We start from the raw sequence: 21,624 nt of genomic DNA on the forward strand, positions 1-21,624 counted from the left end.
ATCTCTCCCGGAACGGCGACCCGACTTGCGGCATATCGACACGAAGAGCCCTGCGATGGCTACCTCCCGCGCGTCGCGGTCGGCACCGGTGCCAACGATGGTCGAGCGCGCCTACGACCATCTGCTCGACATGCTGATGAGTCTGAAGATCGCGCCGGGCGAGCGGATCGCGATCGACACCGTCGCACGGCAGCTCGGCATCTCCCAGACCCCGGTGCGCGAGGCGATGAGCCAGCTCGAGGCGGAGAAGCTGGTCTACAAGATGCCGAACGTCGGCTATCGCGCCAGCCCGCAGATGACGCGCGAGGAAGTGCGCGACCTCTACACACTCCGGCAACTGATCGAGCCCTATGCCGCGGCGCGCGCGGCGGAGGCGATGACCGACGGCGCGATCGCGGCGCTGCGTGCGATCGATCACGAGATGTCGAGCGTGGTCGAGGGCGACGCCCGCGCCTATTCACGGTTCGCCGAGGCCGATGCCGCGCTGCACCGACTGATCGCGACCGGGAGCGGCAACCGGTTGATCGCGGAGACGGTCGAACGGCTGCATGCACACCTCCACATCTTCCGCGCGCTTTACGCCACCAACGCCCCGCACGCGGCGGCGCGCGAGCATCGCGCGATCATCGACGCGCTCGTCGCGCATGATGCCGGCGCGGCGGAGCGCGCGGTGCGCCATCATCTCGAATGTTCGCAGCAGCGGATGGACGACGTGCTCGCGGAGCGTGCGCCAAGCACCTGACATCATTCGCTTCGTGTCGCGTCGCGGCGCTTGACAGCCACCGACCTGCTACCTACTCAGATCATATAGGATATGACTTGGGGAGGAGTGCGATGCGGCGGATTCGCCCAGCTCGCGCGCGGGCGATGATCCGCGTCGGCGTCGCGTTGGTGGCGCTGTGTCTTGGTGGCGGGGCGGCGGCCGAGACGGTGGTGCTCGACCATGTCACGCTGTTCGACGGCACCGGCAGCGCCCCGCGCGCGGATCAGGCGCTGGTGATGACCGACGGGCGGATCACCTGGGTCGGGCCGTCCGGGCGCCGACCAATCACGGCCGATGCCACGATCACCGACCTGCGCGGCAAGTTCCTGATGCCCGGCCTGATCGACAGCCACGTCCACCTCGGACTGGTCGATGGTGTCGACCAGAGCTTCACCAAATATTACGACCGCGCGAATGTCGAGGAGCAGCTGAAGCTGTACGCCGCTTATGGCGTCACCTCGGTCTACACGCTCGGCACCGACGGCGACCTGATCCATCAGGTGATCGCCGATCAGCGTCGCGTCGGTCGGATCGAGACGGCGCGCGCCTATACCGCGGGGCGGGGCGTGGTCTACAAGGACAGCTATGGCGGCGTGCCTGGGCTGGAGCAGTCGGTTGCGACGCCCGCCGAGGCGACGGCGATGGTCGAGCGCGAGACTGCCAAGGGCGACGACTTCGTCAAACTGTGGATGGACGACGAGTTCGGCACCGTCGCCAAGCGCATGCCCTATGCGGTCAGCACGGCGGTGATCGACGCTGCGCACAAGGCGGGAAAGAAAGCGGCGGCGCACATCTTCTATTACGACAATGCCGCCGAGTTGACGCGCGAGGGCATCGACGTCTTCATGCATCAGGTCCGCGACCACGTTGCCGATCCGGCGCTGACCGCGGCGATGAAGCAGCGTGGGACGTGGCAGCTGGCCTCGACACTCAGCCGCGAGGCGAGCTTTACCTACACGCTGCTGCCGTTCGTCGACGAGCCGTTCTTCGCACGCGGGGTCGCGCCGTCGACGATCGCCACGCTGAAGAGCCAGGAGCGCCAGCAGAAGCTCGCCGCGTCGCCGCTGTTCCCGAAATATCCGCCGGTGCTGCGCAACGCGATGGCCAGCCTCGCCGCCGAGGCGAAGGCGGGGGTGCGCTACGGCATGGGCACCGACAGCGGCCCGACCGCGCGCTTCCCCGGCTATTTCGCGCATTGGGAGCTGGAGCTGATGGTCAAAGCCGGGCTGACGCCGCTCCAGGCGCTGACCGCGGCGACCGGCACCAACGCCAGCTTCCTGCGCGAGAACGAAAGCGGCGTGCTGAAGCCGGGTAAATGGGCCGATCTGCTGGTGCTCGATCGCGATCCGACGCGCGACATCCGCAACACGCGCGCGATCAGCGCGGTCTATGTCGCCGGACGCAAGGTGCCGACGATCTGGGAGACCTGCGTCGGCCGTGCCGCCGACGCCTGCGGTGCGGCGAAGCCGTGAGTGCGTCGGGCGCGCTGGTCGAGCCGGTGAGCGTCACGGGCGAGCAGGCCGTGCGCCCGACGCGGGTGCGGCACGCGGTACTGTGGCTCACCGTGCTGGCCTATCTCATCACCTATATGGACCGGGTGGTGATCGCGACCGCGGCACCGTCAATTCAGAAGGAATATGGCTTCTCGCTCGTCACGATGGGCTGGATCTTCGCCGCCTTCCAGTTCGCCTATGCGCTGTTCCAGATCCCCGGCGGGTGGCTCGGCGATCGCTTCGGCCCGCGCCGCGCGCTGACCGGCGTGGTGGTATGGTGGTCGACCTTTACCGCGGCGACCGCGCTGACCTGGTCGGCGGGGTCGATGATGGTGTGCCGCTTCCTGTTCGGCATGGGAGAAGCGGGCGCATTTCCGATCGCGACCCGCTCGCTGTCGCGCTGGATGCTGCCCGCCGAGCGCGGCTGGGCGCAGGGGCTGACCCATGCCGGCGCGCGGCTCGGCGGGGCGGTGACCCCGGTGTTCGTCGCGCTGCTGATCCTCGATTTCGGCTGGCGGATGCCGTTCCTGCTGTTCGCGGGCGTCGGGCTGGTCTGGGCGCTGTCGTGGTTTCTCTACTATCGCGATACGCCGCGCGAGCACCGCGGCGTCAACGCGAGCGAGCGCGCGATGATCGAGGGCGCGCTCGGTGCCGGACCGGCGCGCGCCAAGGTGCCGTGGCGGCGGTTGCTGCGCCAGCCGCAGCTGTGGACGCTGTCGGCGATGTATTTCTGCTACGCTTATTGCATCAACATCTTCCTGACGTGGTTCCCGAAATATCTCCACGACGCGCGCGGCTACGATCTCGCGGTGATGGGGCTGTTCGCCAGCCTGCCGCTGATGGCGGGCGTGGTCGGCGATCTCGCCGGCGGCTGGACCTCGGATCTGTTGGTGAAGCGCGGGGCGGGGCTGAAGCTGGCGCGCCGCGCAGTGGCGGTCACGGGGTTCGTCATCGCTGCGACGATGATGCCGCTCGCCGCCGCGATCGACGCGCCGGTGGCGAGTATCGTCTGCTTCTGCGTGGCGGTGTTCGGGCTCGAGCTGACGGTCGGCGTATCATGGGCGGTGACGCTCGACATCGGCGGCGAGTTCGCGGGGTCGGTTTCCGCGGTGATGAACACGCTCGGCAACCTTGGGGCGGCGATCGCCGCCGCGGTGACCGGTTACATCGTGACGGTCAGCGGCTGGTTTCCGGCGTTCATGGTGCTCGCGGTGCTGTGCGCGATCGCCGCGCTTCTGTTCCTGCGGATCGACGCGTCGCGGCAGCTCACCGCTGCCGACGAGGTCGCCGCGGCATGATTTATGGAGATACTCGCATGACGTCCGATCCGACCGCGCCCGCCCTGTTCGGTGCGGCGCGCCTGCCACGCGCGATCCTGTTCGGCCGCGGCCAGCGCGCCGCGCTTGGGTCGGCGAGTGCGCGGCTCGGTCGGCGCGCGCTGGTCTGCACCGACGAGCGTCAGGCCGCGCAGCCCGAATTCACCGCGATGCTCGCCGATCTCGCCGCCCACGGTGTCGAGACGCGCGTGTTCGACGGCACCGTCCCCGATCTGCCGCTTCGCTCGATCGACGCCTGTGTCGCTGCGGCGAGCGGCTTCGATGCGGATGTGGTGATCGGCATCGGCGGGGGCAGCTCGCTCGATCTCGCCAAGGTGGCGGCGGTGTTGCTCACCCACGGCGGCAGTGTGCGCGACTATTACGGCGAGTTCGCGGTGCCTGGCCCGGTGATGCCGCTGATCGCGGTGCCGACCACCTCCGGCACCGGGTCCGAGGCGACGCCGGTTGCGGTGGTGGCGGACGAGGAGCGCGGCGCCAAGGTCGGGATCGCCAGCCCGCACCTGATCGCGCAGGTCGCGATCTGCGACCCCGAGTTGACCGTCAGCTGCCCGCCCGCGCTCACCGCCTTTTCGGGGGCCGACGCGCTGACCCATGCGGTCGAGGCCTATACGACGCTGGCGCGGCCGATCGACGCGATGCTGACCGAGCAGCATGTGTTCGTCGGCAAGAACGTGCTGTCCGATCATTTCGCGACGCTCGCGGTGACGAACGTGTTCCGCTATCTCGAACGCGCGGTGGTCGACGGCAGCGATATCGAGGCGCGCGAGGGCGTGATGCTGGCGTCGCTGGTGGCAGGCTGCGCGTTCGGCACCGCCGGCACCGCGGCGGCGCATGCGCTGCAATATCCGGTCGGAAACCTGACGCATACCGCGCACGGGCAGGGGGTGGCGACGCTGCTGCCCTATGTGATGCAATTCAACCGTCCCGCCTGCGCCGACGGCTTCGCCGAGCTGGCGACGCTGGTCGGGATCGGCGGCGCGAGCGTGGCCGAGCGCGCGCAGGCGTTCATCGACGCGGTCGACGCGTTGTTCCAGCGGATCGGCGTTCCGAGGTCGCTGGCCGACCTGGGACTGCGTGCCGAGCAGCAGGACCATGTCGCCGAATATTCGCTCAACGCGGCGCGGCTCATCAAGAACAACCCGCGACCGCTCGACCTCGCCGCGATGCAGACCATCACGCGCGCCGCCTTCGCGGGCGATCGCGCCACGCTCCTTCACGCCTGATGCACGGAACGCTTTCGATGACCAGCTACACCCCGCCCGGCGACGGCCCGTTCGCCATCCCTACCGGCCTGCTGATCGGCGCGCACTGGACCCCCGCGGCGAGCGGCGCGACGATCGCGGTTGACGACCCCGCCACCGGCGCGACGCTCACGTCGGTTGCCGATGCCGCGGTGGAAGAAGGGATCGCCGCAGTCGACGCCGCCGCGGCCGCCGCGGCGGACTGGGCCGCGACGCCGCCGCGGAAACGCGCCGACGTACTGCTCGCCTGTTTCCACGCGATGATGGCGCAGCAGGAGTGGCTCGCGCAGCTGATCGCGCTGGAGAACGGCAAGGCGCTGACCGATGCGCGCGGCGAGGTGGCCTATGCCGCCGAATTCTTCCGCTGGTATGCTGAGGAAGCGGTGCGCATCCCCGGCGAGCTGGGCATGTCGCCGGCCGGCGGCAATCGCATCATGGTGCAATATCAGCCGATCGGCATCGCGTTGCTCATCACACCGTGGAACTTCCCCGCGGCGATGGCGACGCGCAAGATCGCGCCGGCGCTGGCTGCCGGCTGCACCTGCATCCTCAAGCCTGCGTCGGAAACGCCGCTGACCGCGCTGGCGGTCGCCGAGATCATGCGCCGCGCCGGGGTGCCGGCGGGGGTGGTCAACGTCGTCACCACGAGCCAGCCCGGCCCGGTGTGCAGCGCGATCCTCCACGACGCGCGCGTGCGCAAGCTCTCCTTCACCGGTTCGACGCAGGTCGGCCGCGTGTTGCTGCGCGAGGCGGCGGACCAGGTGATCAGCGCGTCGATGGAGCTGGGCGGCAACGCGCCGTTCGTGGTGTTCGACGACGCCGACCTCGACGCCGCGATCGAGGGCGCGATGGTCGCCAAGATGCGCAACGCCGGCGAGGCGTGCACCGCCGCCAACCGGCTCTACGTGCAGCGCGGCATCCACGACGCCTTCGTCGCAAAGCTGGTCGAGCGCATGGGAGCGCTGACGGTCGGTCCCGGCACCGATCCTGCCACGCAATGCGGCGCGATGATCAACCGCAAGGCGGTCGACAAGATCGAGCGGCTCGTCGCGGATGCGGTGGGGAAGGGCGCGCGCGTCGCTTTGGGCGGCGAGACGCCCGCCGGCGACGGCTATTTCTACCCGCCCTCGGTGCTCACCGACGTACAGCCCGGCTCCGAGATCCTGCGCGAGGAGGTGTTCGGCCCGGTCGCCGCGGTGACGGTGTTCGACACCGCCGATGAGGCGGTCGCGCTCGCCAACGACACCGAATATGGCCTTGCCGCCTATGTCTATTCGGGCGACCTCAAGCGCGCGCTGGCGGTCGCGGAGCGGATCGAATGCGGCATGGTCGCGGTCAACCGCGGGCTGGTGTCGGACGCCGCTGCGCCGTTCGGCGGCATGAAGCAGAGCGGGCTGGGCCGCGAGGGATCGCACCACGGCCTGCTCGAATATTGCGAGGCGAAGTACATTGCGGTGACGTGGTGACCGCCGCGGTGTTCACGCGTCGCCAGTTGCTGGCGGGCACCGCCGCATCGGCGCTGGTGCTCGCGATCGACCCCGCCGCGCTGGCGGCGCCGATGCAGGACGCCGACGCGCCGGCGCCTGACACCGAGTGGCGCAGCTACGCCGCCGACAAGGCGAACACCCGCTACTCGCCGCTCGACCAGATCAACGCCGAGAATTTCAACGATCTCGAGATTGCGTGGAGCGTCAAGACCGACGTGTTCGGCGCGCGCAAGGAATATCAGTTCGAGCCGACCCCGCTGCTGGTAAAGGGCAAGCTGTTCCTGCCCGCCGGCTCGCGCCGCGACTGCGTCGCGCTCGACGCCGCGACCGGCGAGCTGCTGTGGATGCACCGCGTCGACGAGGGGCAGCGCGCGCTCAACTCGCCGCGTCAGCTGTCCGGCCACGGCGTGTCCTATTGGACCGACGGCACGGTCGAGCGAATCCTTTATGTCACGATCGGCTATCAGCTGGTGTCGCTCGACGCCAATACCGGCATCCCCGATCCGGCGTTCGGCACCAACGGGATCGTCGATCTGAAGAAGGACTTCGATCAGGAACTCGATCTCGAAACCGCCGACGTCGGGCTGCACGCCACGCCGATGGTGGCGCGCGACACGGTGGTGGTCGGCGCCGCCCATACCGCGGGCGACGTGCCGGCGGTGCGCAAGAACGTGAAGGGCTATATCCGCGGCTTCGACGTGCGCACGGGCAAGCGCAAGTGGATCTTCCACACCATCCCGCGCAAGGGCGAGTTCGGCTACGAGACCTGGCTCAACGGCGATGCCGACGAGGCCGGCAATGCGGGCGCCTGGGCCGAGATGTCGGCGGACGAGGAGCTCGGGCTGGTCTATGTCCCGGTCGAGCTGCCGACCGGCGACGAGATGGGCATGTTCCGCCGCGGCAATGCGTTGTTCGGGGAGTCGCTGGTCGCGCTCGATCTCGAGACCGGGCGGCGGCGCTGGCATTATCAGATGGTGCATCACGGCCTGTGGGACCGCGACATCCCGTGCGCGCCGATCCTGTGCGACATCCCGGTCAACGGGCGCACCGTCAAGGCGCTCGCCCAGCCGACCAAGCAAGCGTTTCTGTACGTCCTCAACCGCGAGACGGGCGAGCCGATCTGGCCGATCCCCGAGCGCAAGGTGGCGCGCGGCGACGTGCCCGGCGAATGGTACAGCCCGACCCAGCCGGTGCCGTCCAAGCCGCCCGCCTATGACGTGCAGGGCGTCACCGAGAACGACCTGATCGACTTCACCCCCGAGCTGCGCGCCAAAGCGGTCGAGTTCGTCAAGTCGTACACGATCGGCCCGCTGTTCACCCCGCCGACGGTCAGCAAGCCGGGGCGGTGGGGGACGATCTCGGCGCCGGGCATCCAGGGCGGCACCAACTGGCCCGGCGGCTGCTACGATCCCGAGACGCACATGGTCTATGTCTATTCCAAGACGCAGCCGTCGCTGATCGGGATCGTGCCCAACGATGACCCGAAGGTCTCCGAGTTTCCGCAGGTCCATGGCGTCGCCGGGCGCGAGGCACGCGCGATGCCGGCGATGGGCGCGTCGCGCGCCGGGATGCGCAACATGGAGGCGCCGCCTGCTTCACCACCGGCCGGTGGCGCGCCGGCGGGCGCGTCGAAAGGGCCGCCGCCCGGCTTTCTCGCCGTCGATGGCCTGCCGTTGCTCAAGCCACCTTACGGTCGGATCACCGCGATCGATCTGAGCAAGGGTGACCTCGCCTGGCAGGTCGCGCATGGCGAGACTCCCGACAACGTCCGCAATCATCCCAAGCTCAAGGGGCTCAAGATCCCGCGCACCGGACGCGCGGGCAATCTCGGCCCACTGGTGACCAAGACGCTGGTGATCTGCGGCGAGGCCGGCTTCTACACCAACGAATATGGCATCCGCGGCGCGATGCTGCGCGCCTATGACAAGGCGACCGGCGAAGAGAAAGGCGCGGTGTACATGACCGCGCCGCAGAGCGGATCGCCGATGACCTACCGGCTGAAGGGCCGGCAATATATCGTCGTCGCCACGGGCGGCGGCAATGCCAGCGCGGAGCTGGTCGCCTACCGTTTACCGGGAGCAGCGTGATGATCGAGCGAGTGACGAGATATAGCGGCTGGCTGTTCGGCGCGGCGGCGCTGACGCTCGGCAGTGCGGTGATGGTCCGTGCGCAGGGCGGGCAGCGCGACGTGTGGAACGGCGTCTACACCGCCGAGCAGTCGGCGCGCGGCAAGGTCGCCTATGCCGAGAATTGTGCCGCCTGCCACGGCGATACGCTCGCCGGGATCGACGTGGCGCCGGCGTTGGCGGGCGGCGGCTTCCTCAACAACTGGACGGGCACCTCGGCCGGCGATCTGTTCTCGCGGATCAAGACGACCATGCCGCTGAGCGCGCCCGGCAGTCTGAGCGGGAAGACGGTCGCCGACATCGAGGCCTATATGTTCGAGGTCAACGGCTTCCCGGCGGGCAAGCTGCCGCTGCCGCCAAGTCAGCCGATGGCGGCGGGGATCATGATCGCGCCGAAGCCGGTCGGGTAAGCTCCGCCCGGCCGACGAGGGCAAACGGGGCGTGGTGGCGCTACTCGCCGCGCCACGCCGGCACGCGCTTCGTCTTGGCAAGAAAGTCCGCGACGCCGCGCCGGAAGTCCGCGCTGCCATAGACCTGCTCAATCAGCGGCTCGATCGCGGGCAGGGCATCGAAGGTCATTCGCCGCAACGTCTCCTTCGTGACTCGCGTCGTAAGCGGCGCATTCTCGATCGCGCGCGCACAGAGCTCCGCGATCTCGGCATCAAGCGCGTCCCGTTCGACCACCTTCAGCAGGAACCCGCTCGCGCGCAATTCCTCCGCGCCGACGATCTCGCCCAGCAGCACCATCCGCCGCGCGACCGATACGCTCACCGCGCTGCCGATCCGCGCCACGCTGGCGGCGGACAGGCAATTGCCGATCGTGCGGCCGATCGGTGAGCCGAAGCGCGCGTCGGGGGTCGCGATCCGAAAATCGCACGCCGCGCTGATGTTGAGCCCACCGCCGACCGCCCAGCCTTCCACCACCGCGATCGTCGTGCAGGGGATGGCGTCGACGGCCGCCATGCATTCGTCGATCTCGCGCTCATAGGCGACGCCCTGTGCGCCGTCGCGATAGTCGGCGAATTTGCTGATGTCGGTGCCCGAGATGAACGCCTTGCCCCCCGTGCCGCGAAACGTGACCACCCGCACGCCCGGATCGTCGGCGATCGTCCGCGCCGCATCGCGCAGCGCGAGCCACATCGCGCCCGTCAGCGCATTGTGGGCGGCCGGATTGTCGAACCGGACGTGGACCGCCGCACCGTCGCGCGTGACGACGACGCCGCTCATTCCGCCGCCTCCGCTGGGTCGGGCAGCAACCCGCGCTCGGCCAGCTCGCGGCGGATCTCTGCGTCATGCTCGTTGAGCAGCGGCGGGGGCAGGCGCAATTCCTGCGGCGTGCCGCGCATCTTGACCGGGAAGCCGAGCGCCTTGAACTCGCCCTCCACCGGGTGCGGCACCTGCATCACCATCTCGCGCGCGACCGCCTGTTCGCTGACCACCGCCTCGCCGTAATCGAGGATCGGCGCGGCGGGGACGCCGGCGGCGAGCAGCGCGTCGATCCATTCCTGGCTGGTGCGGGTCAGGAAGGTCGGCGCGAGGTCGTCGATGAGCAACTGGCGGTTTGCGACGCGCGCGGCGTTGGTGGCGTAGCGCGAGTCCTCCTGCAGCTCCGGACGCTCGACCACCTTGAGGAAGGTGAGCCATAATCCCTGATTTGCCGCGCCGATCACGAACCAGTCGTCCGACGCGCGCACCGCCTGATAGGGCGCGGACATGCGATTGGCCGAGCCGATCGGCGCCGGCGCGCGGCCGGTGCCCCAATATTCGGTCGTCTCCCAGATCGAGAGACCCATTGCCGCCTCGAGCAGCGAGGCGTCGATATATTGCCCGCGGCCCGAGGTCTGTCGCCCGATCACCGCGCTGAGAATGCCATAGACCGAGAAGAGCCCCGCGCCGAGATCAGCGACCGCGATCGAATTCTTGGCGGGCTCCATCCCAGGAAAGCCGTTCGAGCTGAGCACGCCCGACATCGCCTGCGCGATCAGGTCGAATCCCGGGCGCTGCGCCCATGGCCCGGTCTGGCCAAAGCCCGAGATGCTGGCGTAGATCAGCCGCGGGTTGAGCGCGGCGAGCGTGTCATAGTCGATGCCGAGCCGCTTCGCGACGCCGGGGCGGGCGTTCTCGACGACGATGTCGGCGGTCTGCACCAGCGCATAGAGCACCGCGCGGTCGGCGTCGTCCTTGAGATCGAGCGTGATGCTGCGCTTGTTGCGATTGAGCGCGAGGAAGCCGGGGCTGTCCTCGCCCTTCAGGCGGAAGCCCATCGAGTGCCGGGTCGAGTCGCCGGTGCGCGGCGGTTCGATCTTGATGACGTCCGCGCCCATGTCGCCGAGCAGCATGCAGCAGAACGGCCCCGCCATCACCTGCGAGATATCAAGGACCCTCAGCCCCTTCAGCGGCAGTTCCAACATGCGCAATCTCCTCTCCCCCTGATCGCCCGATAGAGGCGGACGATCAACACGGATCATATTGTATAGGATCGTGCGGCTTGCTAGCACCGTTGAAATGACAGGACAACGTTGCGGCCGCCTGACGCGGGATGCGACGTCGCCGAGCAGGAGAGTGGAGCGTGGCGGACAGGATCAGGCGGCGCATGGGCGCCGTCGCGCGGGCAGGGACGTTGATCGCCGTTGCGCTCACGCCGACCGCACCGGCGATGGCGCAGGCCAAGGGCGACTGGCAGGGGTACGGCCGTGACGAGAGCCACGCGCGCTTCTCGCCGCTGGCCGAGATCACTCCCGCAAACGTCGCGAAGCTGCGACAGGTCTGGACCTACCACATGCGTCCGGCCGGCACGAGCGGCGAGACGATCCCGATGCCCGACAGCGTCCCGGCCAAATTCCGCACCGGCTTCTCCGCGTCCGAAGCGACGCCGCTCGTGGTGAAGGGTGTCATGTACCTCGCCACACCGTACAAGCGCGTCGTCGCGCTCGACGCCGCGACCGGCAAGGAACGTTGGGTCTTCGCGCTACCCGGCAACGACCAGCCATCGACGCGCGGCGTCGCCTACTGGCCGGGAAGCAAAGGGACTGGCGCGCGGATCGTCTTCGGGACGCGCACCGGCAAGCTGTACGCGCTCGATGCCGCGACCGGGCAGCCCGCGTCGGGTTTCGGCGCGGCCGGTGCGGTCGACATGAAGACGCCCGAGGTGATGAACGGCACGCGCGCGCCGCTGGGGATGAGCAGCCCGCCCGCGATCTATCGCGATGTCATCATTACCGGGTCGCGCGTGCAGGAGATGCCGGTCAAGGGCGCGGCCGGCGACGTGCGCGGCTGGGATGCGCGCACCGGTAAATTGCTCTGGACCTTCCACACCATCCCGCAACCGGGCGAGCCGAACTTCGGCACGTGGGAGGGGGACAGTTGGCAGAAGCGGTCGGGGGTCAACGTCTGGACCTTCGTGCTCGTCGACGACAAGCGCGGCATCGCCTATCTGCCGGTCGGTGCGCCGACCTTCGATCGCTGGGGCGGTGATCGCAAGGGGCAGAATCTCTACGGCAATTCGATCGTCGCGGTCGAGGCGGCGACCGGCAAGTATCTCTGGCATTTCCAGACCGTCCACCACGACATCTGGGATGTCGACCTGCCGAGCGCGACGCTGATCGAGGTGCGGCGTGGCGGGCGCACGATCCCGGCGATCGCGGTGATGAACAAGACCGCGATGATGTTCATCCTCGACCGCGTCACCGGCAAGCCGCTCTACGACGTGCGCGAGGTGCCGGTGCCGACCGACACCGACGTCCCCGGCGAGCAGCCTTGGCCAACCCAGCCGATGCCGGCGACCCCGCCGCCGCTCGCCCGGCTGAGCTATGCCGCAAGCGATCTGGTCGACGGCCCCCCGGCGCATCGCGCGGTGTGCGAGAAGCTGGTGGCGGACCTCGCCGTCGCGCCGAGCAGGACCTTTCAGCCGCTCCGCGCCGACTCGGCAGTCAATTTCTTCCCCGGCAGCCTCGGCGGAGTCGACTGGGGCGGGGGCGCATTCGACCGCAAGTCCGGCCTGTACGTCATCAACGTCAACAATCTCGCCAGCCCGCAGCAGCTCGCGCGCCAGCCCGACGGCAGCTGGGGGATGAAGGCGGGCTATGCCTATTTCCAAGACCCCGAAACCGGCACGCCGTGCCAAAAGGGGCCGTGGGGCGAGCTGGTCGCGGTCAACGTCGATACCGGGGCGATCGCATGGCGCAAGGTGCTCGGCACCAACGCCGACCCGGCTTTCGCCGCGAACGGCGTCATCAGCGCGGGCGGGCCGATCACCACCGCGAGCGGGCTGACGTTCATCGGCGCGACCCGCGACGCGACGATCCGCGGCTTCGATACGAAGACCGGCGCGTTGCTGTGGTCGGCTGCGTTGCCCGCCTCCAATTACGGCACGCCGATGACCTATCGCGCCGCCGATGGCCGCCAGATGCTCGCCGCGGTGGCGACCGGCGGATTCGCCGCCCAACCCGCGACCAGCGACCAGGTGGTCGCATTCGCCGTCCGCTGAAGAGGATCGTCATGAAGCGTATCGACCCGCTCGTCCGTCTTCTCGGTTTTGCCGGCGCGGCGCTGCTCGGCGCGGTGGCGCTCGCGGCGCAGCAACCCGCGACGCCGACGCCCGGACCGGGGCTCGACCTGATCAACGAGCGGTGCGGCTATTGCCACACCACCAATCAGGTGTTCGCGGCGCACAAGACGGCCGCCGAATGGCCGGCGGTGGTGCAGTCGATGATCGATCGCGGTGCCGAGCTGTCGCCCGAGGAGCAGAAGGTGATGAACGACTATCTCGTCGCCACGCTCGCGACCGACAAGAAGGCGGCGGGCGCCGCCGGGCACTGAGTCGACGGGGGCGAGACCCGCCCCCGTTCCCGTCTCAACGCGCAAACCTCGGCAGTACGCCGGCGACCCTCGTCTTCAGCCGGTACACGCTCGTCGAGGCGGTGATGTAGAGCGTGTGGCCATCGCCCGCGAAGGCGAGGTTCGCGGCCACCTCCGGCAGCACGATCTGCCCGAGCACCTTGCCCGCGGGCGAGATCACGCGGATGCCGCCGGGGCCGGTCGCCCAGATATTGCCGCGCCGGTCGACCTTGAGCCCGTCCGCACCGCCGGCACCCCCGGCCGGAAAGGCGATCAGCACGCGCTTGCCCGACAGCGCTCCGCGGCGCCCGACCGTATAGGCGTAGATCGTGCCCGGCGGGCCGTAATCGGTGACGTACAACGCCCGCCCGTCGGGCGAGAAGCCGATGCCGTTGGGCAGCTTCAGGTCGGTGATGACCGGCGTCAGCGTGCCGCCGGCGTAGCGGAACACCGCATTGTAGGGCAGCTGCTTGGCGGGATCGCGGTCCATGCCGTTGTAAAGCCCGAACGGCGGATCGGTGAACCACAAGGCGCCGTCGGCGGCGAAGACGAGGTCGTTGGGGCTGTTGAGCCGCTGGCCGCGATAGTCGGCGATTACCGGGGTGATGCGGCGATCGGCACCGACGCGCACGATCCGGCGCGCGCCCATCTGCGCCATCAACACGCTGCCGTTACGGTCGGGGACCAAGCCGTTCGGGCCGATGCTCTTGCCCGCCGGCGGGTTCGCGAGCCCGCCGGCGTTGGGGATCAGCTCCTCGACCCGGCCGGACGCATCGACCGCACGCAGCACGTCGCCGCTGACGTCGGAGAACCACAGGCGGCCATCGTGCCACAACGGTCCCTCGGTAAAGGAGAAGCCGGTCGCGACGCGCTCGACGGTTGCACCCGGTGCGATCAGCGCATCGAGCGCCGGTTCGAGCCGTTCGACCCGCGCACCGCCTTGCTGCGCGGGGGCGGCGGCATGAAGCGCGAGCGGGGCGACGAGCGCCGCGGCGATGGTGAAGGGGCGCGGCATCGTCAGACCGCGTCGGTCAAAAGGACAAGATAGTCGCGGTTGAGCACGGTTCGCTCGATCAGCGGCCAGTTGCGCTCGTGGACGTCGGAGCGAATCCATGACTGGCGCTGCTCCTCGCTTTCATAGGTAAGCTGGAAGCGATAGTTGACGCCCGCAGGTGGTGCCGGCTGTCCCTGGATGACGCTGCGCAGCTTGAGCATCTTCAAGTCGATGAAGCCGCGCCCGCGAAAGCTTTGCGCGGCGGGCAGGAAATGGCGGTGGAAGGCGTCGAGCATCTCCTGCTCGCGCGCCGGATCTACCGCCAGATCGCAGTAAAGCACGATCGGCTTGTTCTTCGGAGCGGCCGCCTGCGCCGTGCCGGGCAGCGCCCAGCCGGCGCCGGCCGCAGCGATCGATTGCAGGAGCGAGCGACGTTGCATCTTCATGGTCCTTTCGGGTGTCAGCGAGCGGGAAGCGTGGCGACGTAGGCGGCCTTGGCGGCAGGATCGCGCGCGATCCCGATCACCATCAGTTCGAGCGGTGCGTCGCCGGCCGCGCGCAGTGTCCGTCGCGCGCCGACCTCGACCGGCAGCGCGTCACCACTGGCGAGCGGCGCGCGCTCGCCCGCGACAATCGCCGCGCCGGCACCGGCCATGACATAAACCATCTCGCTGATTCCGGGCGCGGCGGCGCCGTCGAGCGCGGCGCCGGGCGGGATCAGCACATGGTCGACGAACGCCCACGGCGTCGCGAACACCTCCGGGCCGAGCAGGCGGCGCGAGCGGATCGCACCATCGGGCTTCAGTCGGGTACGGTCGAACCGCACCGCGGCGAACTGCGCGACCGGGTCGAGCGGCGCGCCCTCGCGCGAGTCGTTCAGGTCGAAATTGTCGTAACGCTTGGTCTGTCCGACGTTGATGTTGAGCCATTGCACCGGGCGGTCCGAGGCATTGTACAGCGCATGGGCGTGCCCCATCCGGTCCGGCACCGCGGCCGGACCAGCGAGCGTCGTGGTGCGGCCGTCGACCGTGAACTGCGCCTCGCCGTCGAGGATCACGAACATTTCCTCGCATTGGTGGTGGAAATGCTGCCCGATCCCGCTGTGCGGCGCGATCACGCCGCGGTGAACGAAGATCAGGTTGGTGGAGAGCGCGTCGGGACCGAGCAGCGGGGCAAAGGCCATCGTTCCCGCCCCCTCGTGGACCTTGGCGAGCTGGCGGTAGCGCGCCGGATCGGTGTGGCCGATCCGTGCCGCCAGCGGTCGCGCGTCGGGGGATGGCATGCTCGGCTGCTGCGCCGCGGCGGCGCAGGTCAGCGCCAGCGTCAGCCCGGTTGCGCCACGCGCGAGCGCTTGGATCGCTACCACCCTCTCTCTCCCGTCCAGACCAGAATTCACCGGCTTTACCTACGCTTACAACGGCTCTACACAGAATCATATAGGATATAATGCGGTCAGCGAGCCGCGCGTCCGGGAGAGCGATATGGCGGGAGCGGGGCGGAGCAGCGTCCGGGTACGGCTGGTGGCGATGCTGTTCGTCATCAGCGCGATCGCGTTTCTCGATCGCACCAACATCTCGGTCGCGGGCGTCCAGATGCGTCAGGAATATGCGATCGACCAGATCCGGCTCGGCTGGGTCTTCAGCGCGTTTCTGATCGGCTATGCCGCCTTTCAGGTGCCGGCCGGGTGGCTGGCGGCGCGGCTCGGCCCGCGCCGGCTGCTGACGCTGGCGCTGGTCTGGTGGGGCGTGTTCAGCATCGCCACCGCCTGGGTGCCGCCGGGCAGCGCGCATGCGATCACGTTGCTGATGCTGGTGCGCTTCGGGCTGGGGATCGGCGAGGCGGCGGTTTACCCGTCGGGCAACCAGTTCGTGTCGCGCTGGGTGCCCGCGCAGGAACGCGGCAAGGCCAATGGCCTGATCTTCGCGGGCGTCGGCGCGGGGTCGGGGCTGACTCCGCCGCTGATCAGCGCGGTGGTCGCCTTCGGCGGCTGGCGTGCGTCCTTCTATGTCTGCGCCTTGATCGGGCTGATCGCCGCGGTGGTGTGGTTCGTCGTCGCGCGCGACCGACCGCAGGAGCACCCGCGCGTCAACGCGGCGGAACTGGCGCATATCGAGGCAGGACTGCCCGACGCACCGGCCGGCGCGGTCGGGCCGATCCCGTGGCGCGCGATCCTGGGCAGCCGCGCGATGTGGGGGCTGTTCCTGAGCTATTTCGCGTTCGGCTATGTGATCTGGATCTTCTTCAGCTGGTTCTTCATCTATCTCGCCGAGGCACGCGGGCTGGACCTGAAATCGAGCGCGCTGTTCGGCATGGCACCGTTCCTCGCGATGACGGTCGGCTGCCTCGCGGGCGGCGTCGTCAACGACGCGGTCTCGCGCCGGCACGGCCTCTATTGGGGACGGTCGGGGCTGGCGATGCTGTCGTTCGCGCTGACCGCTCTGTTCCTGCTGATCGGCTCGCAGGTCGACAACGCGCCGCTCGCGGTGATGACCTTGGCGCTGGGCGGGGGCGCGATCTATCTGTCGCAAAGCTCCTTCTGGTCGGTGACCGCCGACATCGCCGGGCCGCACACCGGGGTGGTGTCGGGGCTGATGAATGTCGGCTGCCAGATCGGCGGTGCGCTGACCGCCTCGCTGACCCCGTGGATCGCGGCGCGGTATGGCTGGGCGGCGGCGTTCGGTACCGGCGCGGGGGTGGTGATCCTCGGCATCGCCGCCTGGGCGATCGTCGATCCGCGGCGACTGATCGAGCCGGAGCAAACGCCCGCACCCGATCATGGCGCGGCGGTAGCGCAACAAGCCTGAAGGGAAGGGGAGAAAGCATGATCCACGATACCGGACGCCATTGGCGCGTCGTCGCGGGCGCGCTCGTCGCGCTGACGCTCACCGCACAGGCCCCGCGGCCCGCGCCGCCGGCGCCGGTCGAAATGTGGGTGCCCAAGAAGACGCCTTATGCCGCTTATGATGCGCCGAACCGGCCGTGGTGGAAGCTCGCCGATGTGCTGGCGCTGCACAAGGGCGCGACCGACTGGTCGCAGCCGATCGTCCGCAACCGCGACATCGTCGCCGACTGGCACCAGCAGGCACCCGGCAAGCGCACCGCCGAGGTCGCCTATGCCGACAATCGCACCGCGATCATCGTGTGGGGCGGTCAACTGCGCGTCACGATTGCGGGGCACCCGCCGTTCGTGGCGGGCAAGGGGTTCGAGATCGACGTGCCGCTGCGCGTGCCGTTCACGCTCGAGACGATCGGCGACCAGCCCGCCTTGTGGTTCGAGATCCACGCCGCGACCGACCTGCCGCTCTATCCGCTCGGCAGCACGCCGGAGCGGCCACGCGACGTGACCGGCTTCCGCTACGAACGCCGGCTGGTCTCCGGCGGGGCGGGGGCACCGGACGCGACCAACCCGCTGTATGTCGATTACTATAAGGACGTGGTGCAGGGCGGCGCGCGCGCCACCGCCTTCGTCGCCGCGCAGCACCTCTTCGTCAACAACATCCGCGGCCGCGCGACGCCCACTCCGCCCGCGTCGAACCTCGGCCATTTTCACGTCGGCTATGATGAATTCTGGTTCGTCATGGAGGGCAACGTCGACCTGCAGATCGAGGGCGAGCCGCTGATCAAGGCCGCCGCGCCGGGTGACGTGTTGATCGCCAAACAGGGCCGCTGGCACCGCGCGAGCTTCGGCGGTCCCGAAGGACAGATGGGAACCCGGGTGGCGATCAACCCCTATCCGCTCGGGCTGCACGGCTACAGCACGCAATCGGGCGGGCGGCAGTAGCCCGGCCGCTCGCGCCGGCCACGGCGCGCCCGGCGCAGCAACCCGCGCTTACTGGCGCATGGCCTTGGGTGCGGGCTTCGCCAGCGCGCTGCGGATCGCAGCTTCGGCGACCGGCGCCATCACCGCATAGCCGGCCTTGTTCGGATGAACCCCGTCGGAGCTCCATGCCGCCTTGAACGCCTGCCCGTCGTGCAACGCGCTCCAGTAATCGGCGTAGACCGCGCCGGTGCGCGCCGCATAGTCCTTCATCCAGTCGTTGAGCGCGGCGATCTTCGCCGCGGGCGCGATCCCCGGCCGCCACGGGAAGTGATCGGCGGGCGGGATCGAGGCCAGGATGACGCGAATGCCGTGCGCACGCGCCAGCTCCGCCATCGACATCAGGTTCGCCCTGGTCTGTTCGGCGGTCATCGGGCCGGTGTTGCCCGCGATGTCGTTGGTGCCGGCCATGATCTGCACGACCCGCGGATGGAGGTCGATCACGTCCTGCCGGAAGCGCAGCAGCATCTGCGGCGTCGTCTGCCCGCTGATCCCGCGGCCCTGGCGTCCCGGCGTGAAGAAGTTGGGCATCATGTCGAACCAGCCCTGCGTGATCGAGTCGCCCATGAAGACGACCTCGACCGGCCCGGTCACCTTCGCATTGGCCTCCTGATAGCGCCCGAGCCAGGCGAAGTCGTTATGCAACCGCTCCTCTGCGTCGGTCTGGCGAGCGGGGGCTTGCTGCGCGGGTGGCGCGGTCTGGGCGAGGGCCGCGGGGGAGAGCGAGATCAGGATCACGGCCAGCAACTGCTTCATGACGGGGGCTCCGCTTGTCGAACGTGGGAGGGACTGCCGGCCATAACGCAACGGGACGCAGCGAAGGTCGGCAACCTCAATGATTTGATGGCCGAAAGCTAGCCGCAGCATCGGTCGCAATCCATCCGTCAATTGGTTGATCGGGCGGAAGCGCGAAGGATCGGTCACGCGCCGGACCAACTTTCGCACGCTCGTCGGATACGGATCGTGACCTCAGGGCGCTGCGTGCCGGACGATCGCCTCGCATAGCTCATGCGTGGCGAGGATCGCGGCGACATCGACGGCGCGGCGTTCGCGCGCGGCACGCAGGAAGTCGTCGCACATCGCCTCGAAACCACGTTGCTGCCCCACCGACACCCAGTCGCCGCGTCGAGACAGGCTTTTGGCCCCGCGCGTCTCGATGCGATCGGCCAGGTTCAGGACGCTGTGGCGTGCGCCTTCGCCGATCACGTCGAGACGCTCCTCGTCCAATCCGCTGTCACGATTCATGGTGCCAACCGCCGTGAAGCCGTCGCCCGCCAGCAGGAGCGTGACCGCGTGGAGCATCCCGTCCACGACATGCGTCTCGATCGTGCGGCGCCGCACCGGCGCGGGGGCGAGGAACAGCAACGTATCGACGACGTGGATGAAATCGTCGAAGACGACCCGCCGCGGCAGGTCGGGCTGGCGGTGCCGGTGCTTTTCCATCGTGATGAGGCTGGCGTCGGGGCGGCGCAGCGCGACATAGTCGGGCGCGAACCGCCGGTTGAAGCCGAGCTGGAGCGGCGTGGCGCGCTGCGCGGCCAGCGCGGTCAACGCTTCGACCTCGGCGAGATTGTCGGCGAGCGGCTTGTCGACGAACGTAGGAATGTCGCGTTCGAGAAGCTGCCTGACCAGCCCGGCATGGGCCGGGGTGGCCGCATGGACGAAGGCCGCGTCGAAGGTCGTGGCGGCAAGCGCCTCCGCGGCATTGGCGTGGCGATGCGCGATCCGGAACGTCCGCCCGACCTCTTCGAGCACGGTCCGGTTCCGCGTCGCCAGATGCACGTCGAGATCGGGTCGCCGCGACAGGACCGGAAGATAGGCCTTGCGGGCGATGTCGCCCAGCCCGATCAGAAGCACGCGCATGTTCATCTCCCCCGGCGAGCGACGGCAATAGCGCGCGCCTCGCCGGCCCGCCACCCGGATGGACGCCGCGTCGGAGGTCCGTCAGGCACTGGCCGATCACTGCCGTGGCGCGGGTTGATCCCGCCATCCGCACCATTCGAGCGCCTTGGGATTCTGCTTGTTGGCAAGAAGCCCTTCCGTGTTCGTTATCGAGATCGTTGCGGCCATCCGGAAGAAAGGCGCGCAACGGCGCGATCGCGGATGTGCGGGGACGGTGCCGAACGCCTCCGGGTGCCGTCGGGCCACCCCGTTCCCATCTTGGATTGTGGCGTGCGGCCTCCCACCTCGCACATGGGCGCGCATCGTCGCTCGTCCGCGACAATTCATGAGGCTGCGATGATCCTGGCTTTGCTGATCTCGGCCGCTGCGCCGCTTCAATGCACCCCGGCCGACTTCCTTTGCGATCTGGGCCGGTCGCCCACATACAGCGAGCAGGAGCAAGGGCGACTTGCTGCCGAGCGCCAGCGGGCCGAGCGCGAGGTGATCGAGCGCCAGGCCGCCGCAACCCGCGCCTCGTCGAGCAGCCAGGCGGCGGCGGCACGCGCGTTGCCGAACACGGTCGATACGCTGACCGCGGCCGGCCGGTGCGATGCCGCTGCCGACGCCGCGCTCGTCGGGGGCGATGTCGGCATGGCGCAGCAGGTCAGGACATACTGCAAACGCTGACGCAGACCGCGCTTCTCGAAGCGGGGCGATGATCGAGCCAGCCGCTCTGCGCGATGCTTCGCAATCTGTCAGCCGGGTTAGGAAATCGCCGACGGCGGCCCACGCCGCCGCAGGGGGCCGGACGCCGCGATGCCCGCGAAAACGAGCATATCGGGGATGGCACCGGGCACGAGGACGCTGCCGATCTCCGGGCGGCAGCTTTCGATGCGCTGCCACCGGTCAGACGGCTACCCCGCAACGAAGCTCGTCGTGGTGATATGATGCAGCGTATGGATCGTCGCGCCGCGGTGCTGCCGCTCGCCCTCGTCGCGTGTCGCGGCGGTGAGCAGGTAGCGGCCCTTCACCGCGGCGGGCACCGCCACCTCACCGCGTCCATCGGTCCGCAGCTTGCGCGTCTCGCGCGTCGGCGTCACCAACGTCACCTCCGTATCCGCGAGCGGGCGACCCGCGCGGATCACCGCGAACCGCGCGGCCGATGGCGTGACGGGCACGATCTCGAACGGCAATACCGCTTTGGCTTCGCTACGTCCGGCGCGCGCATAATAGACGATCGCCTCGCGCTTCGTGGCGGGACCCCAGGGGGCGAACACATCGTCGTCCCATGCGCGGACATCGCCGACGGCTGCCGCCACCTCGATATGGTCGGCGCGACGCACCGTTCCGGCCCGGGCGGGCGACACCAGACGGGGCGCGCGCAGCTTGGCGAATTCAGGGTCGCCGCCGTCTGGGACCGGCTCCGCCGGCTCGCCCAGATAGATGCGCGCCGGCGCGGCGCCGTCACGTTCGATCCACACCTCGTGCGCGGCGGCCAGCGTCGAGGTGCCGAGCAGGGCGGCGGAGAGAAACAGCTTGAACAAATGCAGTCTCCTGAAAGGCATGGCCGAATGTCGCACGCGGCGTCGCGATGACGCAATATGATTGGCGCGGCCAACCCGCCGCCCTCGTCGTGAGCCGCGCCCTTG

General features: G+C 69.1%; 20 protein-coding genes. 12 read left to right on the plus strand and 8 right to left on the minus strand.

Annotation, left to right across the window (positions count from 1 at the left end):
• Positions 1 to 55 precede the first annotated feature (55 nt).
• The 7 genes from FHS97_RS12845 (at position 56) to FHS97_RS12875 (ending at position 8,857) form a co-directional block, all read left to right on the plus strand.
• A complete protein-coding gene (locus FHS97_RS12845) occupies positions 56 to 742 on the plus strand; it encodes a GntR family transcriptional regulator (protein ID WP_184038383.1) in 687 nt (228 codons plus the stop codon).
• Between the two features lie 125 nt (positions 743 to 867).
• Positions 868 to 2,235 carry an amidohydrolase family protein gene (locus FHS97_RS12850; protein WP_184038398.1) on the plus strand — a complete coding sequence of 456 codons (1,368 nt, stop codon included), beginning with the start codon at positions 868 to 870 and terminating at the stop codon, positions 2,233 to 2,235.
• On the plus strand, positions 2,232 to 3,554 hold the full coding sequence (locus FHS97_RS12855; RefSeq protein ID WP_343053448.1) for an MFS transporter: 1,323 nt from the start codon (positions 2,232 to 2,234) through the stop codon (positions 3,552 to 3,554). Before FHS97_RS12850 ends, FHS97_RS12855 begins: the two co-directional genes overlap by 4 nt.
• Before the next feature lie 17 nt (positions 3,555 to 3,571).
• Complete coding sequence (locus FHS97_RS12860) at positions 3,572 to 4,816, plus strand: iron-containing alcohol dehydrogenase (protein WP_184038401.1); 1,245 nt, start codon at positions 3,572 to 3,574, stop codon at positions 4,814 to 4,816.
• Positions 4,817 to 4,833: 17 nt separating this feature from the next.
• On the plus strand, positions 4,834 to 6,300 hold the full coding sequence (locus FHS97_RS12865) for an NAD-dependent succinate-semialdehyde dehydrogenase (RefSeq protein ID WP_246346649.1): 1,467 nt from the start codon (positions 4,834 to 4,836) through the stop codon (positions 6,298 to 6,300).
• On the plus strand, positions 6,297 to 8,408 hold the full coding sequence (locus FHS97_RS12870) for an outer membrane protein assembly factor BamB family protein (RefSeq protein ID WP_343053449.1): 2,112 nt from the start codon (positions 6,297 to 6,299) through the stop codon (positions 8,406 to 8,408). The genes FHS97_RS12865 and FHS97_RS12870 overlap by 4 nt, the downstream gene beginning before the upstream one ends.
• Entirely contained in the window at positions 8,408 to 8,857 is a 450-nt protein-coding gene (locus FHS97_RS12875) for a c-type cytochrome (RefSeq protein ID WP_221233288.1), read from the plus strand. The genes FHS97_RS12870 and FHS97_RS12875 overlap by 1 nt, the downstream gene beginning before the upstream one ends.
• 40 nt (positions 8,858 to 8,897) lie before the next feature.
• On the opposite strand, the gene FHS97_RS12880 is transcribed toward FHS97_RS12875, so the two are convergent.
• Together FHS97_RS12880 and FHS97_RS12885 are read right to left on the minus strand one after the other, a co-directional pair.
• Positions 8,898 to 9,674 (minus strand): enoyl-CoA hydratase, encoded by a 777-nt coding sequence (locus FHS97_RS12880; RefSeq protein ID WP_184038409.1) that lies wholly within the window; start codon positions 9,672 to 9,674, stop codon positions 8,898 to 8,900.
• Complete coding sequence (locus FHS97_RS12885) at positions 9,671 to 10,858, minus strand: CaiB/BaiF CoA transferase family protein (protein ID WP_184038411.1); 1,188 nt, start codon at positions 10,856 to 10,858, stop codon at positions 9,671 to 9,673. Before FHS97_RS12885 ends, FHS97_RS12880 begins: the two co-directional genes overlap by 4 nt.
• Positions 10,859 to 11,040: 182 nt before the next feature.
• Here FHS97_RS12885 and FHS97_RS12890 point away from each other — a divergent pair, with 182 nt between their 5' ends.
• On the plus strand, positions 11,041 to 12,933 hold the full coding sequence (locus FHS97_RS12890) for an outer membrane protein assembly factor BamB family protein (RefSeq protein WP_246346650.1): 1,893 nt from the start codon (positions 11,041 to 11,043) through the stop codon (positions 12,931 to 12,933).
• Positions 12,934 to 12,944: 11 nt separating this feature from the next.
• Positions 12,945 to 13,265, plus strand: a complete 321-nt coding sequence (locus FHS97_RS12895) for a hypothetical protein (protein ID WP_184038416.1) — start codon at positions 12,945 to 12,947, stop codon at positions 13,263 to 13,265.
• 34 nt (positions 13,266 to 13,299) lie between these two features.
• Here the strand turns inward: FHS97_RS12895 and FHS97_RS12900 are convergent, their stop codons facing one another.
• From FHS97_RS12900 to FHS97_RS12910, 3 genes are read right to left on the minus strand one after another with little or no spacing between them, the layout of a single operon-like run.
• On the minus strand, positions 13,300 to 14,298 hold the full coding sequence (locus tag FHS97_RS12900; protein ID WP_184038418.1) for an SMP-30/gluconolactonase/LRE family protein: 999 nt from the start codon (positions 14,296 to 14,298) through the stop codon (positions 13,300 to 13,302).
• A 2-nt stretch (positions 14,299 to 14,300) separates the two neighbouring features.
• Positions 14,301 to 14,717 (minus strand): hypothetical protein, encoded by a 417-nt coding sequence (locus FHS97_RS12905; protein WP_184038422.1) that lies wholly within the window; start codon positions 14,715 to 14,717, stop codon positions 14,301 to 14,303.
• A gap of 20 nt (positions 14,718 to 14,737) precedes the next feature.
• Complete coding sequence (locus FHS97_RS12910; RefSeq protein ID WP_343053450.1) at positions 14,738 to 15,643, minus strand: cupin domain-containing protein; 906 nt, start codon at positions 15,641 to 15,643, stop codon at positions 14,738 to 14,740.
• Positions 15,644 to 15,758: 115 nt separating this feature from the next.
• Between FHS97_RS12910 and FHS97_RS12915 the strand changes: the two genes are divergently transcribed.
• Positions 15,759 to 17,081, plus strand: coding sequence for an MFS transporter (locus FHS97_RS12915; protein ID WP_184038424.1), 1,323 nt, complete (start codon positions 15,759 to 15,761; stop codon positions 17,079 to 17,081).
• A 17-nt stretch (positions 17,082 to 17,098) separates the two neighbouring features.
• A complete protein-coding gene (locus FHS97_RS12920) occupies positions 17,099 to 18,058 on the plus strand; it encodes a cupin domain-containing protein (RefSeq protein ID WP_184038427.1) in 960 nt (319 codons plus the stop codon).
• Positions 18,059 to 18,106: 48 nt separating this feature from the next.
• Here FHS97_RS12920 and FHS97_RS12925 read toward each other — a convergent pair whose 3' ends face one another.
• A complete protein-coding gene (locus tag FHS97_RS12925; protein ID WP_184038429.1) occupies positions 18,107 to 18,850 on the minus strand; it encodes an SGNH/GDSL hydrolase family protein in 744 nt (247 codons plus the stop codon).
• A 213-nt stretch (positions 18,851 to 19,063) separates the two neighbouring features.
• Positions 19,064 to 19,957 (minus strand): Gfo/Idh/MocA family protein, encoded by an 894-nt coding sequence (locus FHS97_RS12930; protein WP_184038431.1) that lies wholly within the window; start codon positions 19,955 to 19,957, stop codon positions 19,064 to 19,066.
• Positions 19,958 to 20,332: 375 nt separating this feature from the next.
• Here FHS97_RS12930 and FHS97_RS12935 point away from each other — a divergent pair, with 375 nt between their 5' ends.
• Positions 20,333 to 20,662 carry a hypothetical protein gene (locus tag FHS97_RS12935; RefSeq protein WP_184038433.1) on the plus strand — a complete coding sequence of 110 codons (330 nt, stop codon included), beginning with the start codon at positions 20,333 to 20,335 and terminating at the stop codon, positions 20,660 to 20,662.
• 227 nt (positions 20,663 to 20,889) lie between these two features.
• Here the strand turns inward: FHS97_RS12935 and FHS97_RS12940 are convergent, their stop codons facing one another.
• Entirely contained in the window at positions 20,890 to 21,519 is a 630-nt protein-coding gene (locus tag FHS97_RS12940) for a DUF4198 domain-containing protein (protein ID WP_246346651.1), read from the minus strand.
• Positions 21,520 to 21,624: the final 105 nt, after the last annotated feature.

The organism is Sphingomonas endophytica, from assembly GCF_014199415.1.
In the GTDB taxonomy this organism is placed as follows: Bacteria; Pseudomonadota; Alphaproteobacteria; order Sphingomonadales; family Sphingomonadaceae; genus Sphingomonas; species Sphingomonas endophytica.

Excerpts from the sequence above, each read along its gene's own strand:
- FHS97_RS12845 (WP_184038383.1), top strand. The coding sequence starts at position 56 with ATGGCTACCTCCCGCGCGTCGCGGTCGGCACCGGTGCCAACGATGGTC.
- FHS97_RS12850 (WP_184038398.1), top strand. The coding sequence starts at position 868 with ATGATCCGCGTCGGCGTCGCGTTGGTGGCGCTGTGTCTTGGTGGCGGG.
- FHS97_RS12860 (WP_184038401.1), top strand. The coding sequence starts at position 3,572 with ATGACGTCCGATCCGACCGCGCCCGCCCTGTTCGGTGCGGCGCGCCTG.
- FHS97_RS12865 (WP_246346649.1), top strand. The coding sequence starts at position 4,834 with ATGACCAGCTACACCCCGCCCGGCGACGGCCCGTTCGCCATCCCTACC.
- FHS97_RS12875 (WP_221233288.1), top strand. The coding sequence starts at position 8,408 with ATGATCGAGCGAGTGACGAGATATAGCGGCTGGCTGTTCGGCGCGGCG.
- FHS97_RS12880 (WP_184038409.1), bottom strand. The coding sequence starts at position 9,674 with ATGAGCGGCGTCGTCGTCACGCGCGACGGTGCGGCGGTCCACGTCCGG.
- FHS97_RS12885 (WP_184038411.1), bottom strand. The coding sequence starts at position 10,858 with ATGTTGGAACTGCCGCTGAAGGGGCTGAGGGTCCTTGATATCTCGCAG.
- FHS97_RS12890 (WP_246346650.1), top strand. The coding sequence starts at position 11,041 with ATGGGCGCCGTCGCGCGGGCAGGGACGTTGATCGCCGTTGCGCTCACG.
- FHS97_RS12895 (WP_184038416.1), top strand. The coding sequence starts at position 12,945 with ATGAAGCGTATCGACCCGCTCGTCCGTCTTCTCGGTTTTGCCGGCGCG.
- FHS97_RS12900 (WP_184038418.1), bottom strand. The coding sequence starts at position 14,298 with ATGCCGCGCCCCTTCACCATCGCCGCGGCGCTCGTCGCCCCGCTCGCG.
- FHS97_RS12905 (WP_184038422.1), bottom strand. The coding sequence starts at position 14,717 with ATGCAACGTCGCTCGCTCCTGCAATCGATCGCTGCGGCCGGCGCCGGC.
- FHS97_RS12915 (WP_184038424.1), top strand. The coding sequence starts at position 15,759 with ATGGCGGGAGCGGGGCGGAGCAGCGTCCGGGTACGGCTGGTGGCGATG.
- FHS97_RS12920 (WP_184038427.1), top strand. The coding sequence starts at position 17,099 with ATGATCCACGATACCGGACGCCATTGGCGCGTCGTCGCGGGCGCGCTC.
- FHS97_RS12925 (WP_184038429.1), bottom strand. The coding sequence starts at position 18,850 with ATGAAGCAGTTGCTGGCCGTGATCCTGATCTCGCTCTCCCCCGCGGCC.
- FHS97_RS12930 (WP_184038431.1), bottom strand. The coding sequence starts at position 19,957 with ATGCGCGTGCTTCTGATCGGGCTGGGCGACATCGCCCGCAAGGCCTAT.
- FHS97_RS12935 (WP_184038433.1), top strand. The coding sequence starts at position 20,333 with ATGATCCTGGCTTTGCTGATCTCGGCCGCTGCGCCGCTTCAATGCACC.